This is a genomic window from Streptomyces spectabilis (assembly GCF_008704795.1).
Taxonomy (GTDB): Bacteria; Actinomycetota; Actinomycetes; order Streptomycetales; family Streptomycetaceae; genus Streptomyces; species Streptomyces spectabilis.
Map to the genome: position 1 here is coordinate 9,364,909 of NZ_CP023690.1, position 13,564 is coordinate 9,378,472.

Consider the following 13,564-nt stretch of genomic DNA (forward strand, 5'->3'; position numbering starts at 1 on the left):
TCGGTGGAAGGCTCACGCGCCGGCGCGCGAGCGGCGGCGGTAGCCGCCGGGAGCCTGGCCGTACTCGCGCTTGAAGGCCTTGGCGAAGGCGTACTCGGAGCCGTAGCCCGTACGGGCGGCGACCGTGGTCAGGGGGACCTGGGACTCCCGCAGGAGCTGGGCGGCGGTCGTCATCCGCCAGCGCGTCACGTACGCCATCGGCGGCTCCCCGACCAGCGTCGCGAAGCGGCGGGCGAAGGCCGCGCGGGACAGGCCCGCGCGATCGGCGAGGGACTCGACGGTCCACTGGGTCGCCGGGTCCGTGTGGATCGCGGCCAGGGCCGGGGCGACCGCGGAGTCGCTGAGCGCGGCGGCCCAGCCCTTGGCGGTGGCGGGCGGCTGGTCCTCCAGCCAGGCCCGCAGGATGTAGAGCAGGAGCGAGTCGATCAGGGCGGGGACGATCCCGGCCGAGCCGATGCGCGGGTGCTCCAGTTCGGTGCCGAGGAGCTGGACGGCGGCGCTCAGCTCCGGGTGGCGGCCGCGCCCGGTGGACAGATGGACCACCTCGGGCAGCTGCCCCACCAGCGGATGCGGACGCCCCTGGTCCAGGTGGTAGTTGCCGCACAGCAGGCTGGTGCGCGGCCCTTCGCCGCCCAGCGTGACCGTGCCGATGGGCGAACCCGGGCTGAACTGCTCGGCCCGCTCCTCCTCGGCCGGTGTCGAGGGGTGGTCGGCGAGGACGTGCGCGGTGCCGTCCCGCAGGAAGACCACGTCGCCGGGGTTGAGGGCGATCGGCTGGAGAGGGGGGGCGCCCATGGGGATCAGCCAGCAGGTGCCGTGCAGCACCACGTGGAAACCGGCACCGGCGACGGAGGGGAGACGCAGGCCCCAGGGGGCGCGCCCCTCGGTGCGCACGGATGTGGGATGCCCGGTCCGCATCGAGCTCAGCGCCTCGGTCAGGATGTCCAACGCCCCGCCCCTTCGTCGTCGTTCACGATCGGGCCGCCCACGATACGGCCCGTTGATCAAGAGACGGTCAACACGACCTTGCCCTGAGTGCGACCGGACGCGACCAGCTCGTGCGCCTGCGCGGCTTCGGTGAGGTCGAACGTCGCGGAGACGTGCGGCTGGATCCGCCCCGCGTCGATGAGCTGGGCGATCGCTTCCAGGGACGCGTAGTCAGGCTCCACGGAGACACCCGCGAAACGGCGGCCCGCCTTCTCGACGGCCGTGGCCAGCTCCTGGTTCCCGTGCTCCATGATGCTCACCAGGGTCCCGCCGGGGCGGAGGACCGACAGCGCACGCATGCCGTCCGACGAGGAGTCGAAGACCACGTCGAGGTCCTTGACCGCCTCCGCGTAGTCGGTCGTGCGGTAGTCGATGACCTCGTCGGCCCCCAGGCCGCGGACGAACTCGTGCTTGGCGGCGCTCGCCAGGGCGGTCACATGCGCGCCGCGCGCCTTCGCGATCTGCACGGCGAAGTGCCCTACGCCGCCCGCGGCCCGGTGGATCAGCACGCGCTGGCCCTCGCCGAGCCGGGCCGCGTCGACCAGGCCCTGCCACGCGGTGAGCCCGGCGAGCGGCACCGAAGCCGCGTGCACGTGGTCGACGGCGGCGGGCTTGCGGGCCACCTGGCGCGACGGCACGGCTACGTAGTCCGCGTACGCGGTGGCCGCACGCGGGAAGAACGGCATGCCGAACACCTCGTCACCGGGCGTGAACCGGGCGCCGGGCGCCGCCTCCTCGACGACGCCGGAGATGTCCCAGCCGACGCCGTACGGCGGCTCGCCGAGCAGCGGGTAGACACCCGACCGGACCGCCACGTCGACCGGGTTCACGCTGCTGGCGCGCACCCGGACGAGCACCTCACCGCCCAGCGGCGTGGGCCGTTCGGTCTCGACGGTCTCCAGGACCTCGGGACCGCCGAAGGACTGCTGGATGACTGCGCGCATGACGGGATCTCCTCGTGGCTGGGGGCTCGGGCCGCGGAGGCGATCCGCGGCCCCGCCCGGCGTGTTGATGTGCTCAACCCTAGGAAGATCGAACGAGCCGCTGAATATCCTGCACGCTCCAAAAGATGTCTTGTCGTCTCACGCGACAGGAGTGCGGGCCATGCGGTGGCGCCGAGGCCCTCGCGGCCACCGTCCGCGGCGCGGTCCCATCGTCACCACCGGGCGCACACGGTCTCCCCCGCGCGGCGGAGGCGGGTGCGCCGACGGAGCGATGTGCCGGGTGCCCGGCGCCGGGAGGCTCGGGAGCGCGGACGCCAGGTCGCGTACCGCCCTTGCCGATCCGGAGGACACCGTGACACTCCCGACCCCCCTTCCCGACTCCCCGGCGGCGCCCGCCGGTTCGGGCCCGAGCAGTGACGCGCCCAGGGCGCCGTGGTGGCGGCGCTGGCCCGCCCTGGCGCCGCGGGCCGCCGCCCTGTGGGCCGTCACGAGCGCCGCCGTGCAGGCGGCCTGGGCGGTGTCCGGCACCGGCGTACCGCTGGCGGGGGAGCGGTACTACCCGCCCGCCGCGCTGCTCGCCACGGCCGTCGCGGGAATCCTCGCCGCGGGGGTGAGCCTGGCCTCCACGCGGGCGCTCACCCGACGGGGCCGGACCGTGGTCGGGGTGTCGTTGGTCGTCCTGATCCCCGCGCTCGGCTGGACGGTGCCGGGCGTTCCGCCGACCTTCGTGACGCTGGCCTCCGGCTCGGGCGTGGACAGCGTCACCGGCCTGGTGCAGCTCCTGCTGACGACGGGGAGCACGGTCCTGCTCACCGCGGTCGCCGTGGCCTACCGCCGTCGCCTCAAGGGCCGTTGCCCCCGCTGCGGGCAGGCGCACGCCGGCCCGAACGACGGGCCCCTGGCGCATCCGGCGCCGTCGTCCGCGCCGCGCCGGACGAGAGCGACGGCGTACGCCCTGCTGTGCGGCCTGCTGCCCTGGGCCGGGGTGAAGACCGTCTGGCTGTGCGGCGGCGACGCGATCGGCGTGCGCGCGGAAGCCTGGCGGCGGGAGGTCGAGACGGAGTCGTCCGGCGCCCCCAGGGCCCTCGCGTCGGTGGGCATCGACGTCACGGTCCTCGCCGCGCTCCTCGGCGTCTTCCTGCTCCTGGGCCTGCTGCACCGCTGGGGGCAGGTCTTCCCGCGCTGGGCGCCCTTCCTGTCCGGGCGCCGCGTGCCGCGGCTGCTGCCACTGGCTCCGGCCTGGCTCACCGGCGCCGGACTCGCCTGCTACGGAACGCTCCTGACGCTCGGTGCCGCGCTGATGGCGGCCGGTGTCCTGCCGAGCCCGGAGCCGGAGGGCGTCTTCACCACCGCTTCCGGGCTCACATGGATGGTGGCGTTCGGCGGCCTCGCCTTCGCCGGGCTCGGCTGGGCCCTGCTCATCGGCGCGCGCTCGTACGCCGCCCGGACCGGGCCCCGATGCGTTTTGGCCGAATAGGCGTCACCAGGCATGTCATATCGGTCAGTCGACCCTCCAGAACCACGGATCGACCGTCTGTGCGGGTGAATCTTTGTTCCCGCGCCACCGCGCGGGAACAGCCATGAGCGCAGACGAGGAGCCACTGAGTGGACCACAGCCGTGTGATCCGGATCCGTACGACCCTGGCCGCGATGGGAGTGACGGCCACGCTCGCGACGGCCGTGGCGGCCGCCCCCGCCGCGACCGCGGCCCCGGCTCCGAAGCCGCCGACGTCGACCGGCACGCCGCACGAGCCGTGCACCGGGACCTACCAGGACGACGCGCGCCTCGGCCCCGCGTGGCTGCCGAAGAAGTGGCAGCGGCCGGTCGGCCCCCTCCTCAAGGGCTGGAAGCGCACCGGAAAGCTCACGCCGTCCGCGTTCCTGAAGAAGTACTGGGAGGGCCCGGCCTCCACGGGCAGCTGGAAGTACCCGCCGAACGACGGCTTCGAGACGGTCAACGGCCAGGTCGACAAGCACCGCGAGACCCTGGAGCCGGGGGAGCGGCTCGACCGCTTCGGCTCGGAGTACGGTTCCTTCCTCGCGCCCGCGGGCGACTCCTACGCGGAGCGCTCCCTGCCGCCGCAGAACCTCAACACCCGCGAAGCCGCGTACGCCTGCGACTACCGCGTGTACAAGGTGGCCAAGCCGTTCGACGTCTGGCAGGGCGGCATAGCGCCCTGGTTCGAGCAGCCCGGCGGCGGCGAGCAGATCAAGCTCGACCCCGGCTTCCTCAACCCGGGCGAAGGGCAGCGCCTGAACGTCAAGTGGCTCCTGGAGCACGGCTACCTGAAGCCCGCCAAGGCCTGACGGCGCGGGCGCACCGTGGACGTCCACGCACTGCGGTCCGCGCTGCGCGCGTCGGGCGTGCCCGACGGCTACCACTGGATCGAGGGCGTCCACGAACCGGTGCCCACACCCCCGGACTTCGTGTACCTGCGCGGTGACGGTCAGGGGGCGTGGGAGGTCGGGACGTACGAAAGGGGCGCGTGGCAGCCGCTGGCGCGGGGCCTGGACGAGGCCGAGGCGTGCCGGCGGATGCTGCGGCTCTTGACCTGAGCGTCGAGAGCCGAGAGCCGAGAGCCGACAGCCGAGAGCCGAGAGCGGAGGCCTGAGGACGCGCCCGCGGTCACCTGTCACATGGGGAACGACAGGAGCCGGACCTCTCCCGCGGGCCAGTCCGCCCCGTCCCGCAGCGGCGTCCACATGGTCCGCAGCGGCATCACCACGGGTCCGTCGGCCTGCTCGACGTACACGTCCTGGTCGAGCGCCCGCCAGCCGAGCCGCTCGTACAGGGCGACGAGCGGCGGACGGCAGAAGAGGAGCCCGTGGCGCGGCCCCATCGTCCGGGCGTGGTCAAGGGCGGCGGCCATGGCGGTGCGGGCGAGGCCGCGTCCTCGTACGTCCGCCGCGACGGCCACTCCGCCGATGCCCACGACCTCGGTCGTGGTGCCGCCGATCGCTATGGGCGCCCGCAGCAGACCGGTGTGGGCCACCAGGCGGCCGTCGAGCCGGACACCGAAGTGCTCCTCCTTGGGCAGCCAGGTGAGGCCGGTGTCCGCGACGCCGAAGGGGTCGGGGCCGTCGCCGAGGATTTCGTTCTGGTCGGCACGCGTGTACTCCGCGAGCCGCAGGGCCGTCGCCGGTTCAGACAGATGATCAGTCATTCCGGCATGATCCCTCAGCGCCGGGGGAGCGGGGCCGCCGGGTCAGCGTTCGACGGGGATGAGCCCGCGTTCGTACGCCTTGACCAGGCGCTGCGGCACGTGCACGGTGACGCCGTCGACCGTGACCGGGACGAGCTGGGCCGTGCTGGCCTTCCACTGGGCGCGGCGGTGACGGGTGTTGCTGCGGGACATCTTCCGCTTGGGGACGGCCATCGGGAACCTCCTGGGGGTGGGGTGGGCGGGGCCTGTCGACCGTACATGAAAATGGCTTCCATTAACAAAGGGGTGCGGTAATAAAGGGGTACGGTCCGGCTGCCTGGTGGCGGCGTCGCTGAAGCGGCTGCCACCGGCGACGTCCTGTTGACCCTCACGTCGCGTCAGGCCGCACGCTGTACGCCGACGAAAGGGCAAGCGCCATGAGCTACACCGTCGGACAGGTCGCCGGGTTCGCCGGGGTCACCGTCCGTACCCTGCACCACTACGACCGGGCCGGATTGCTGACGCCCAGCGAGCGCAGCCCGGGTGGCTACCGCCTCTACAGCGACACCGACCTCGCCCGCCTCCAGCAGGTCCTGTTCTACCGGGAGCTGGGCTTCGCGCTCGACGAGATCGCGGAGATCCTGGCGGACCCGCAGGCCAACGCGCTCGACCGGCTACGGGCCCGGCACCAGGCGCTGCGGGAGCAGATCGGGAAACTGGAGCGGCTCGTGGAGGTCGCCGAGCGGGCCATGGAGGTGCAGCGGACCGGCGTGCGGCTCACTCCGCGCGAGCGGTTCGAGGTGTTCGGCGAGATCGGCTTCGACCTCAGCTACGCCACCGATGCCGAGCTGAAGTGGCAGGGCGGCGCCGGGTACCGGCAGGCCATGGCCCGCGCCGCCGAGCACTCCAAGGAGGACTGGGCCCGCATCATGAGCGAGGCGGCGGCCTGGCGCGCCGAGGTCCTCGCGGCCTTCGATGTCGAGCGGCCTCCCGATGGACCCGTGGTCAGGGCGCTCGCCGAGCGGCACCGGCAGTACATCGGCCGCTGGTTCACGGACTGCCCGCCCGCCATGCACCTGCGCATCGCCGACGACTTCGTGGCCGACCCGCGGGCGTTCGCCCTGCTCGTGCCGCCCGCGGAGCAGCGGCCCGGACTCGCGCGCTATCTGTGGCAGGCCGTCCACGCGAACGCCGCCGCGCACGACCCCGCCAACGCTCAACCTCACCCTAAACCTGAGGGTGAGAGTGCCCTGTCGTCCCGCTCCTCAGCCGAAGGAAGCCGATGAAGATCCTGATCACCGCGGCCGGTTCGTACGGCGACATCGCCCCGTACACGGGCCTCGGCGCCCACGCGGCCGGGGCGGGCCACGACGTCACGCTCGCCGCCCACGCCACCTTCGAACGCCTTGTGCGCGGTTCCGGCCTGCGCTTTCGCCCCCTGCCCGGCGATCCGGGAGGGAGCGGGCCCGCCACGCGCCGCAAGGACCTCATCAGAACCGCGAGCGCCTTCGTCCGGGAACTCGGCGCCGGAGTCGCCGATGCCGCCGAGGACGGGGCCGACCTGCTCGTCCTGTCCGCCACCACGGCGCCGCTCGGCTGGCAGCTCGCGGAGGCAATGGGCGTGCCGACCCTGGGTGCCTACCTCCAGCCCGTCCACCCGACCCGGGACTTCGCGCCCGTGGTGAGCGGCGGGCGCTCCCTCGGCGCCGTGGGCAACCGCGCGGCGGGCCGCTTCTCGCTGCGCATGGTCGACCGCGTCTACGCCGACGCGGTCCGGGAGCTGCGCGCCCGGCTCGACCTGCCCGCCGTCGCACCCGCCGCCGTCCGCGCCCGGCAGGAAGCGGCGGGCTGGCCCGTCCTCCACGGCTTCTCCCCGGCCGTCGTGCGGCGCCCGGCCGACTGGCGCACGGGGCTGGACGTCGTGGGGAACTGGTGGCCGCACCACGCCCCCGGCGCCCGGCTGCCGTCCGTCGTCGAGGACTTCCTGGACGACGGCCCGCCCCCGGTGTTCATCGGCTTCGGCAGCATGGCGGCGGGCGAGGGCGAGCGGCTGAGCGACCTGGCCGTCGCGGCCCTGCGCCGCGCCGGGCTGCGCGGCGTCCTGCAGACCGGCCGGGCCGGTCTGCAGGCCACGGGCGAAGGAATCCTGACGGTCGGTGAGGTGCCGCACGCCCTGCTCTTCCCGCGCACGGCCGCCGTGGTGCATCACGCGGGCGCGGGCACCACGGCGGCGGGGCTGCGGGCCGGGGTCCCCGCGGTGCCGGTGCCCGTCGCCGCCGATCAGCCCTTCTGGGCGGGCCGTCTCGCCGCGCTGGGTGCCGCGCCCACCGTCATCCCGTACAAGCAGCTCACGGCGGAACGCCTGGCCGACGCCCTCACCCGTGCCGTGCGCGAGGGCGCGCACACGGCCGCCGCGAAGGCCGTCGCCCGCGTCATGGCGACGGAGGACGGAGCGGGGCAGGTCCTCAAGGCCGTCGAAGGCATCGGGCGAGCCCCGCGCATCGGGCGCACCCGGCGTGCCGGGCGCACCCCACGCCCGGGGCGCCCCTGAGGAGCGAGCCCGCGCCCCGCCGCCCTGGGCGGACGCCCTCCGTCACGGCTGCCCCGTCACCGGCACCTCCTCGCCGTCGGGCACCGGCCCCGGCGCCGTCCCGTCGCCGAACGGGCGACCGCCGAACCCCTCGCGGTGATGCGGCGTCAGCCACCCGTCGAGGTCGGGTCCGAGCGGCACGATGCCCGTCGGATTGATGCCCGTGTGCACCTCGTAGTAGTGCCGCTTGATGTGGTCGAAGTCGACGGTGTCGCCGAAGCCGGGCGTCTGATAGAGATCGCGGGCGTACGCCCACAGCACCGGGTCCTCCGACAGCTTCCAGCGGTTGCACTTGAAGTGGCCGTGGTACACGGCGTCGAAGCGCACCAGGGTCGTGAACAGGCGGATGTCGGCTTCCGTGATGCTGTCGCCGACCAGATAGCGGCGGTCGGCGAGCCGCCGCGAGGTCTCCTCCAGGCGGCGGAACACGTCCCGGCACGCGGCCTCGTACTCGCTCTGGCTCGCGGCGAACCCCGCGCGGTACACGCCGTTGTTGACGTCGCGGTAGATGCCGTCCATGACGTCGTTGATCTCGTCCCGCAGGGGCTGCGGATACAGGTCGGGCGCGCCCGGCCGGTGCAGGTCCCGCCACTCGGTGGCGAGGTCGAGGGTCAGCTGCTGGTAGTCGTTCGTCACCAGCTTGCCGCTGACTTCGTCCACCAGGGCCGGAACGCTCACGCCGCCCGGATAGCCGGTCTCCCGCGCGTCGTACGCCTCACTCAGATAGCGGATGCCCAGGACCGGGTCACGGCCGTCGGGGTCGAGGGTGAAGCGCCAGCTTCGGTCGTCCTGGATGGGGTCGACGACCGCCAGGGACAGCGCGGACTCCAGACCGAGCAGTCGCCGGGAGATGGCCGCGCGACTGGCCCAGGGGCAGGCGCGGCTGATCACCAGGCGGTAGCGCCCCGCCTCGACCGGCCAGCCGTCGCGGCCGTCAGCCGTGACGCGGTCGGCGAAGTGGCTCTTGGAGCGCTTGAAGGGCTTCTTGCCGTACGCGGCGTTGCTCTTCGCCGCCTGGGAGTCGCTGTCGTCGCCGCTCACCGCACGCTCCCCTCACGGGCGGGGGCGGGCAGGGGCGCGAGATCGTAGATGCGGTTCAGCAGAGCCGCCTCGTTGCCCGCGAGGCCCGCCCTGCGCAGGGCCTCGTCGGCGTCCGCGATCGGCACGGCGAGCAGCGCCGCGGTCTGCGGTGTCACGGGGTCGGACAGCGCGGCGCGCGCGGTGTGCAGCAGCCGCAAGCAGGCCTGGGCCGCGGCCAGTTCGGGATACGTCGTGCCGGTCATGTCGCTTGGCTCCTTAACCCGCGGGTCCACTGTGTGAAAGTGCAACCTCCACTCTTGCGCACGGGTCTGACAATTGCCCCTCAAGCGCCCCGCGCGTACCCGTCCGAAGGTCCCGGAACGCCTCTGCGGGTGAGCCGGAGGCGCAGCCCCCGGGGCATCAGAGTGAGGCGTTCGCCGACCCGCAGCCGGTAGTCGGGCTCGGGCCGCAGGTCGTAGCGGCGCAGCAGCAGGGCGAGTACCAGCGTCGCCTCGTGCAGCGCGAACTGACGGCCGATGCAGGCCCGCGCGCCCGTGCCGAACGGCTTGAAGACGTGCGCGGGCCGCGACCGCACGGCGGCGGGCGCGAACCGGTCCGGGTCGAACTCCTCGGGCCGCTCGCCCCACACCTCCGGATCCCGGTGCAGCAGCGCCGCCAGGACCACCGCCCAGGCGCCGCGGCGCATCGGATGCACGCCGCCGAGCACGGTGTCGTCGCGGGCCTCCCGCGAGAAGGCGGGTGCCGTCGGCCACAGCCGCAGCGACTCGTCGAGCACGCGGCGCACGTACCGCAACTTCGCCACCTGCTCGTACGCCGGTGGCGCCGCGTCACCCCACACCTGGTCCACCTCGTCCCGCGCGCGGGCGAGCACCCCGGGGTCGCGCGCCAGATAGTGCAGGGCGAACGACAGGGCGCCGGACGTCGTCTCGTGCCCGGCCACCAGGAACGTGATGACCTGGCGCCGGATGTTCTCGGCCGACAGGCGCTCGCCGGTCTCCGGGTGCGCGACCTCCAGCATCCGGTCCAGGAGGTCCCCGTGGGCGCCCGAGGCGTCCGCCGCGCGGCGGGCCGCCACCACCTCGTCCACGGTCCGGTTCAAGTACGCCATGTCGGCGGCGTTGCGCCGCTCGGCGCCGCGCAGCAGTACGGGCGCCAGCGCGGGCGGCACGACGTTGCGGCGCTGGGCGTACGACAGCGTGCCGACCATCGCGGTCACGAACGGGTGCGGCCTGGTGCGCTCGAAGGAGCCGAAGTCGTGCCCGAAGCCCGTGCGGGCGATCGTCTCCAGCGTCAGCTTGGTCATGTCGCCGGGCACGTCGACGGCCCGCCCCGCCGCCGCTTCGGCGTCCCAGCGGTCCGTCAGCTGTCCGGCCGCGTCCAGCATCAGGGGGTGGTAGCCCGCCATGGCGTCCCGGCTGAAGCCGGGGGCGAGGATGTCGTGCGCGAGCTGCCAGTTCGGTTCGTGGTTGTACGCGGTGAACAGGCCGTCGCCCGCCATGGGCCGCAGATTGGCGACGCCGAGCCCCACGTGCTTGGCGAACCGCGCCTCGTCGGCCAGCTCGCCCGCGAGCCGCGCGCCCCACACGAACACGATCTCCTTGCCGAAGGCCTTGCGCCGGAAGATCGGCCCGAGCCCTGCCCCGATCCGCATGGAGTCCTGGATGGGCGTGCGCGGACGGACACCGAGCACGTCCCCGAGCAGCGGCACGCGGCGCGGCGGATGCGGGATCCGGCGCAGCTGCGGCCAGCCGAGCTCCGCGCCCCGAAACCCCTTGGGCAGCGCGGTGGCACCGCCCGGCTGTCGCGTCGTCTGCGCCACGACCACCATCTCCCTTGCCAGCCAGCCGAGTTCGGCCTTCTTGTACGTGGATTCAATAGTCGGGGCCAGTCTCTGCCCGCTGTTGAACCGACGTCAAGTAAGGTGCTCGCATGGCCGCGAACGCCCAGGAGCGCACCCGCCGCAGACTCAGCACGGAGGAGCGCAGGGAACAGCTGCTCACCGTGGGCGCCCGCCTCTTCGCGCGAAACCCCTACGACGAGGTCTGGATCGAGCAGGTCGCCGAGATCGCGGGCGTCTCGCGCGGCCTGCTCTACCACTACTTCCCGACCAAGCGGGACTTCTTCGCCGCCGTCGTCCAGCGGGAGAGCGCGCGCATGCTGCGCCTGACGACGGCCGAGCCGGGCCTGCCGTTCCGGGAGCAGATCGGCACAGGGCTCGACGTGTTCCTCGCGTACGTCGAGCGGAACGCCCAGGGCTTCCGCGCCTTCCACAGCGCGGAGGCGGCCGGGGACCCGGTGGTGCGCGAGGTCTACCGCGAGGGTCTCGCCGCCCAGGAGCGGCAGATCCTCGCGGCCCTCGCCGCCGACCCCGGCACCGCGCACCTGGCCGACGACCTGCCCGCCGTGCGCCTCGCCGTGCGCGGCTGGCTGGCCTTCATGGTCGCCGTGTGCCTGGAGTGGCTCGACACGCTCGACGACGGGGAGCTGGGCCGCGATCAGGTGCGGGACCTGTGCGCGCGGGCGCTGCTCGGCGCGATCCTGCCGTGAGCGCGGCCCGTCATGCCGGGGGAGGCGCGCCGCTCAGGCCGCTATCGCCAGGGTCGGGGGCTCTGGTGAGAGCGGGGGCAGTGGTGGCACCACGCGTCCGTCGGGCAGGAGTTCACCGGTGTCGTCGAAGACGATGGTGCCGTTGCACAGCAGACTCCAGCCCTGTTCGGGGTGGGCGCTGACGACCAGCGCGGCGTCCCGGTCGGAACCCTGCGCTGACGGGCACGGCGGCTGATGGGCGCACATGGCACACCTCCGGGTCGCAGTACGTCGGTGCCGCTTCGCGTGGCACCCTCTAGTACGTGTAATGACTCCGGCTCGCTCACGGAGTCATCGCTTCGGGGGCTTACTAGGGCATGTTGAGTCACACGGGCAGGAACCCCGTGCCGAAGTGCCTCAGCAGTGCGCGCCGTGCGCCCTCCGTGTCGTCGGTGAGGCGCTCGGCGGTCCAGAGGAAGAAGTCGTCGGCGACCGTGTCGATCCAGTCGTCAGCGGGCTCCGCGGGGCCCGGATCCGGTGCCGGGTAGCGGAGTTCGAGCTCCGGCCCGCGCTGTCCGAAGACCGTGAACAGGCGGTGCCCGTCCGCCTCGCACGCCTGCCGTACGGCGACCGTGGCGCAGTCCCACCGGCGCGGCCCGTACTGCAGCCACAGCGCTCCGGTGCCCGGTCCCTCCGCGTACAGGGCGGCGGCGACGGGGAGTTCGCCCGTGCCGCCGGTCCCGGTGTCGAGGTGGAGGAAGCCGTGACAGCGCCCGGACGCGGGGGTGAGCAACCCCGTGGCCGGGGCCAGTGCCCACACCCGGCCGTGCTGGTCGTAGTCCTGGAGCACCACGGCATCGCTCGCCGCTCTGGGAGACATCGGAGGCCTTTCCGGTGGGGCAGCAGTGAAGGGCGTTGCGGACGTTACGGCGACGCGCGCCGGTTGCCGGGGCATGGCGGCTGCGCGTCAGGGTGACGTACCACTCTGGTCACGTGCCCGATCCGGCCCTCGTCCACGAGCGGGGCGGCCGCCCGCCGACGCGCCGCGACGGTGCACCGCAGGCCAGGTAGCCCGCCGCCGCGAGGAGTTCGCAGGCCGCGGCCACGAGCGGGGCGCCGGGCAGCGACCAGGTGGCGAGCGGCCCGCCGAGGCCCGCTCCGACCGCGTAACCGGTGATCTTCAGGCTGGCGCCGGTGGTGAAGATCTGGCCGCGCAGCCGCTCCGGCGCCTCCCGGTGCCGGACCGCGAACAGCGCGGTGAGCTGGGGGCCTTCGGCTGCCCCCGCGACGACCATCGCGGCGACGAGGGGCACCGGCGACGCGGTCGCGGCGAGGGCGAAGGCGGCGCCGAGGACGAGCGTGCTCGCCAGGACGGTGGCGTCGGGCCGCAGCAGCCCCGGGCGCTTGGCCAGCAGGGCGTTGGCGGCGAGGGCCGCGGCCGCCAGAACGGTCAGCAGGAACGTCCCGGAGTGCGGCGAGCCGAACGCCGCGTCGCCCAGCAGGGGCGTGCAGGTGACGAGCACGCCGAGACCGACGTACGACACGACGGACGTCAGCGTCGCGCGGGCGAGCGGCCGGGTGCGGGCGATGGCCACGAACCCGGAGACCAGATCGTCGGCGATCGACGTCGCGGGGGCGCCCCGGGAAGCCCCCACCGAGCCGCCCTCAGGCGAAGAGCGGGCGGGCAGGGCCCAGGCCGCGGGCAGCGCCAGCAGGATCAGCGCGAGGGACACGACGACGCCCGCAGGGGCCCCGGCCAGCAGGGCCACGAGCCCGGCCAGGACTGGTCCGGCCAGGCCCGCGACGTTGTAGGTCAGCGCGTCGAGGGCGGTGGCGCGCGGCAACCCGTCCGGGGCGGCCACGCGGGGCAGCTGGGCGGTCCAGCCACCGGCGAGCGCGGGACCGAGCAGCCCGCCGATCACGGCGGTGGCGACCACCACCGGCAGCGGGATCCGCCCCAGGCCCAGCAGGATGAGCAGCAGCGTCATCGCGTACGCGGCGAGCGCGCCCGCGAGCAGCCGCCCCGGCCGTGCCGCGCGGTCGAGCATGGCCCCGATGACGGGGCCGCCCACCGCCGCCGACACGGTGATCCCGGCAAGGAGCGCGGACGCGGCGGACGCGGACCCGGTGACGGCGAGCCCGACGAGCAGGAGGGCGGGCCCCGACATCTCGTCACCGGTACGGGCCGCCATGGCGCCTGCCAAGTAGGACGAGAGTCTGTAACGTCTGATCATGCTCAGCACGTTACGCAGTAACGTAAATCCAAGGAAAGAGCGTTACACCCCGGCGAGATCCCTAGGCGGGACAGGCGCGGGGACAGGCGCGCGGGGACA

16 protein-coding genes are annotated in these 13,564 nt (G+C 73.8%); 6 read left to right on the forward strand and 10 right to left on the reverse strand.

Features of this window, described 5'->3' with window-relative positions; all coding sequences use genetic code 11:
* Nucleotides 1-12: 12 nt before the first annotated feature.
* Together CP982_RS39695 and CP982_RS39700 are read right to left on the reverse strand one after the other, a co-directional pair.
* Nucleotides 13-948 carry an AraC family transcriptional regulator gene (locus CP982_RS39695; RefSeq protein ID WP_150514932.1) on the reverse strand — a complete coding sequence of 312 codons (936 nt, stop codon included), beginning with the start codon at nucleotides 946-948 and terminating at the stop codon, nucleotides 13-15.
* 56 nt (nucleotides 949-1,004) lie between these two features.
* The gene (locus tag CP982_RS39700; protein WP_150514933.1) at nucleotides 1,005-1,931 is read right to left on the reverse strand and encodes an NADP-dependent oxidoreductase; all 927 of its coding nucleotides are present in this window, start codon (nucleotides 1,929-1,931) and stop codon (nucleotides 1,005-1,007) included.
* Between the two features lie 352 nt (nucleotides 1,932-2,283).
* On the opposite strand from CP982_RS39700, the gene CP982_RS39705 reads away from it, so the two are divergent.
* From CP982_RS39705 to CP982_RS39715, 3 genes are all read left to right on the forward strand, one after another.
* Nucleotides 2,284-3,408: a hypothetical protein gene (locus CP982_RS39705; protein ID WP_229879079.1), complete on the forward strand. Its 1,125-nt coding sequence runs from the start codon at nucleotides 2,284-2,286 to the stop codon at nucleotides 3,406-3,408.
* Nucleotides 3,409-3,551: 143 nt separating this feature from the next.
* On the forward strand, nucleotides 3,552-4,238 hold the full coding sequence (locus tag CP982_RS39710; protein ID WP_150515967.1) for a TNT domain-containing protein: 687 nt from the start codon (nucleotides 3,552-3,554) through the stop codon (nucleotides 4,236-4,238).
* A gap of 15 nt (nucleotides 4,239-4,253) precedes the next feature.
* On the forward strand, nucleotides 4,254-4,487 hold the full coding sequence (locus CP982_RS39715) for a hypothetical protein (protein ID WP_150514934.1): 234 nt from the start codon (nucleotides 4,254-4,256) through the stop codon (nucleotides 4,485-4,487).
* Between the two features lie 77 nt (nucleotides 4,488-4,564).
* Here the strand turns inward: CP982_RS39715 and CP982_RS39720 are convergent, their stop codons facing one another.
* Together CP982_RS39720 and rpmF are read right to left on the reverse strand one after the other, a co-directional pair.
* A complete protein-coding gene (locus tag CP982_RS39720; protein ID WP_150514935.1) occupies nucleotides 4,565-5,095 on the reverse strand; it encodes a GNAT family N-acetyltransferase in 531 nt (176 codons plus the stop codon).
* A gap of 42 nt (nucleotides 5,096-5,137) precedes the next feature.
* Nucleotides 5,138-5,308: a 50S ribosomal protein L32 gene (rpmF, locus tag CP982_RS39725; protein WP_150514936.1), complete on the reverse strand. Its 171-nt coding sequence runs from the start codon at nucleotides 5,306-5,308 to the stop codon at nucleotides 5,138-5,140.
* 203 nt (nucleotides 5,309-5,511) lie between these two features.
* On the opposite strand from rpmF, the gene CP982_RS39730 reads away from it, so the two are divergent.
* Both CP982_RS39730 and CP982_RS39735 read left to right on the forward strand, forming a co-directional pair.
* Complete coding sequence (locus CP982_RS39730) at nucleotides 5,512-6,360, forward strand: MerR family transcriptional regulator (protein WP_150514937.1); 849 nt, start codon at nucleotides 5,512-5,514, stop codon at nucleotides 6,358-6,360.
* Nucleotides 6,357-7,625 carry a glycosyltransferase gene (locus tag CP982_RS39735; protein ID WP_150514938.1) on the forward strand — a complete coding sequence of 423 codons (1,269 nt, stop codon included), beginning with the start codon at nucleotides 6,357-6,359 and terminating at the stop codon, nucleotides 7,623-7,625. Before CP982_RS39730 ends, CP982_RS39735 begins: the two co-directional genes overlap by 4 nt.
* Before the next feature lie 42 nt (nucleotides 7,626-7,667).
* Here the strand turns inward: CP982_RS39735 and CP982_RS39740 are convergent, their stop codons facing one another.
* The 3 genes from CP982_RS39740 to CP982_RS39750 form a co-directional block, all read right to left on the reverse strand.
* Nucleotides 7,668-8,705: a glutathione S-transferase family protein gene (locus tag CP982_RS39740; protein WP_150514939.1), complete on the reverse strand. Its 1,038-nt coding sequence runs from the start codon at nucleotides 8,703-8,705 to the stop codon at nucleotides 7,668-7,670.
* The gene (locus CP982_RS39745) at nucleotides 8,702-8,947 is read right to left on the reverse strand and encodes a hypothetical protein (protein WP_150514940.1); all 246 of its coding nucleotides are present in this window, start codon (nucleotides 8,945-8,947) and stop codon (nucleotides 8,702-8,704) included. The genes CP982_RS39740 and CP982_RS39745 overlap by 4 nt, the downstream gene beginning before the upstream one ends.
* Before the next feature lie 80 nt (nucleotides 8,948-9,027).
* Nucleotides 9,028-10,533 carry a cytochrome P450 gene (locus tag CP982_RS39750; RefSeq protein ID WP_170316598.1) on the reverse strand — a complete coding sequence of 502 codons (1,506 nt, stop codon included), beginning with the start codon at nucleotides 10,531-10,533 and terminating at the stop codon, nucleotides 9,028-9,030.
* Nucleotides 10,534-10,634: 101 nt separating this feature from the next.
* Between CP982_RS39750 and CP982_RS39755 the strand changes: the two genes are divergently transcribed.
* Nucleotides 10,635-11,252, forward strand: a complete 618-nt coding sequence (locus tag CP982_RS39755; RefSeq protein WP_150514942.1) for a TetR/AcrR family transcriptional regulator — start codon at nucleotides 10,635-10,637, stop codon at nucleotides 11,250-11,252.
* Nucleotides 11,253-11,285: 33 nt separating this feature from the next.
* Here CP982_RS39755 and CP982_RS39760 read toward each other — a convergent pair whose 3' ends face one another.
* The 3 genes from CP982_RS39760 to CP982_RS39770 form a co-directional block, all read right to left on the reverse strand.
* Nucleotides 11,286-11,498 (reverse strand): DUF5999 family protein, encoded by a 213-nt coding sequence (locus CP982_RS39760; RefSeq protein WP_150514943.1) that lies wholly within the window; start codon nucleotides 11,496-11,498, stop codon nucleotides 11,286-11,288.
* A 118-nt stretch (nucleotides 11,499-11,616) separates the two neighbouring features.
* The gene (locus tag CP982_RS39765; RefSeq protein ID WP_150514944.1) at nucleotides 11,617-12,111 is read right to left on the reverse strand and encodes a hypothetical protein; all 495 of its coding nucleotides are present in this window, start codon (nucleotides 12,109-12,111) and stop codon (nucleotides 11,617-11,619) included.
* Between the two features lie 109 nt (nucleotides 12,112-12,220).
* On the reverse strand, nucleotides 12,221-13,465 hold the full coding sequence (locus tag CP982_RS39770) for an MFS transporter (protein ID WP_150514945.1): 1,245 nt from the start codon (nucleotides 13,463-13,465) through the stop codon (nucleotides 12,221-12,223).
* Nucleotides 13,466-13,564 lie beyond the last annotated feature (99 nt).

Coding starts and splice junctions, on each gene's coding strand:
- CP982_RS39720 (WP_150514935.1), bottom strand. CDS start 5,095: ATGACTGATCATCTGTCTGAACCGGCGACGGCCCTGCGGCTCGCGGAG.
- rpmF (WP_150514936.1), bottom strand. CDS start 5,308: ATGGCCGTCCCCAAGCGGAAGATGTCCCGCAGCAACACCCGTCACCGC.
- CP982_RS39765 (WP_150514944.1), bottom strand. CDS start 12,111: ATGTCTCCCAGAGCGGCGAGCGATGCCGTGGTGCTCCAGGACTACGAC.
- CP982_RS39745 (WP_150514940.1), bottom strand. CDS start 8,947: ATGACCGGCACGACGTATCCCGAACTGGCCGCGGCCCAGGCCTGCTTG.
- CP982_RS39700 (WP_150514933.1), bottom strand. CDS start 1,931: ATGCGCGCAGTCATCCAGCAGTCCTTCGGCGGTCCCGAGGTCCTGGAG.
- CP982_RS39750 (WP_170316598.1), bottom strand. CDS start 10,533: ATGGTGGTCGTGGCGCAGACGACGCGACAGCCGGGCGGTGCCACCGCG.
- CP982_RS39760 (WP_150514943.1), bottom strand. CDS start 11,498: ATGTGCGCCCATCAGCCGCCGTGCCCGTCAGCGCAGGGTTCCGACCGG.
- CP982_RS39755 (WP_150514942.1), top strand. CDS start 10,635: ATGGCCGCGAACGCCCAGGAGCGCACCCGCCGCAGACTCAGCACGGAG.
- CP982_RS39735 (WP_150514938.1), top strand. CDS start 6,357: ATGAAGATCCTGATCACCGCGGCCGGTTCGTACGGCGACATCGCCCCG.
- CP982_RS39770 (WP_150514945.1), bottom strand. CDS start 13,465: ATGATCAGACGTTACAGACTCTCGTCCTACTTGGCAGGCGCCATGGCG.
- CP982_RS39730 (WP_150514937.1), top strand. CDS start 5,512: ATGAGCTACACCGTCGGACAGGTCGCCGGGTTCGCCGGGGTCACCGTC.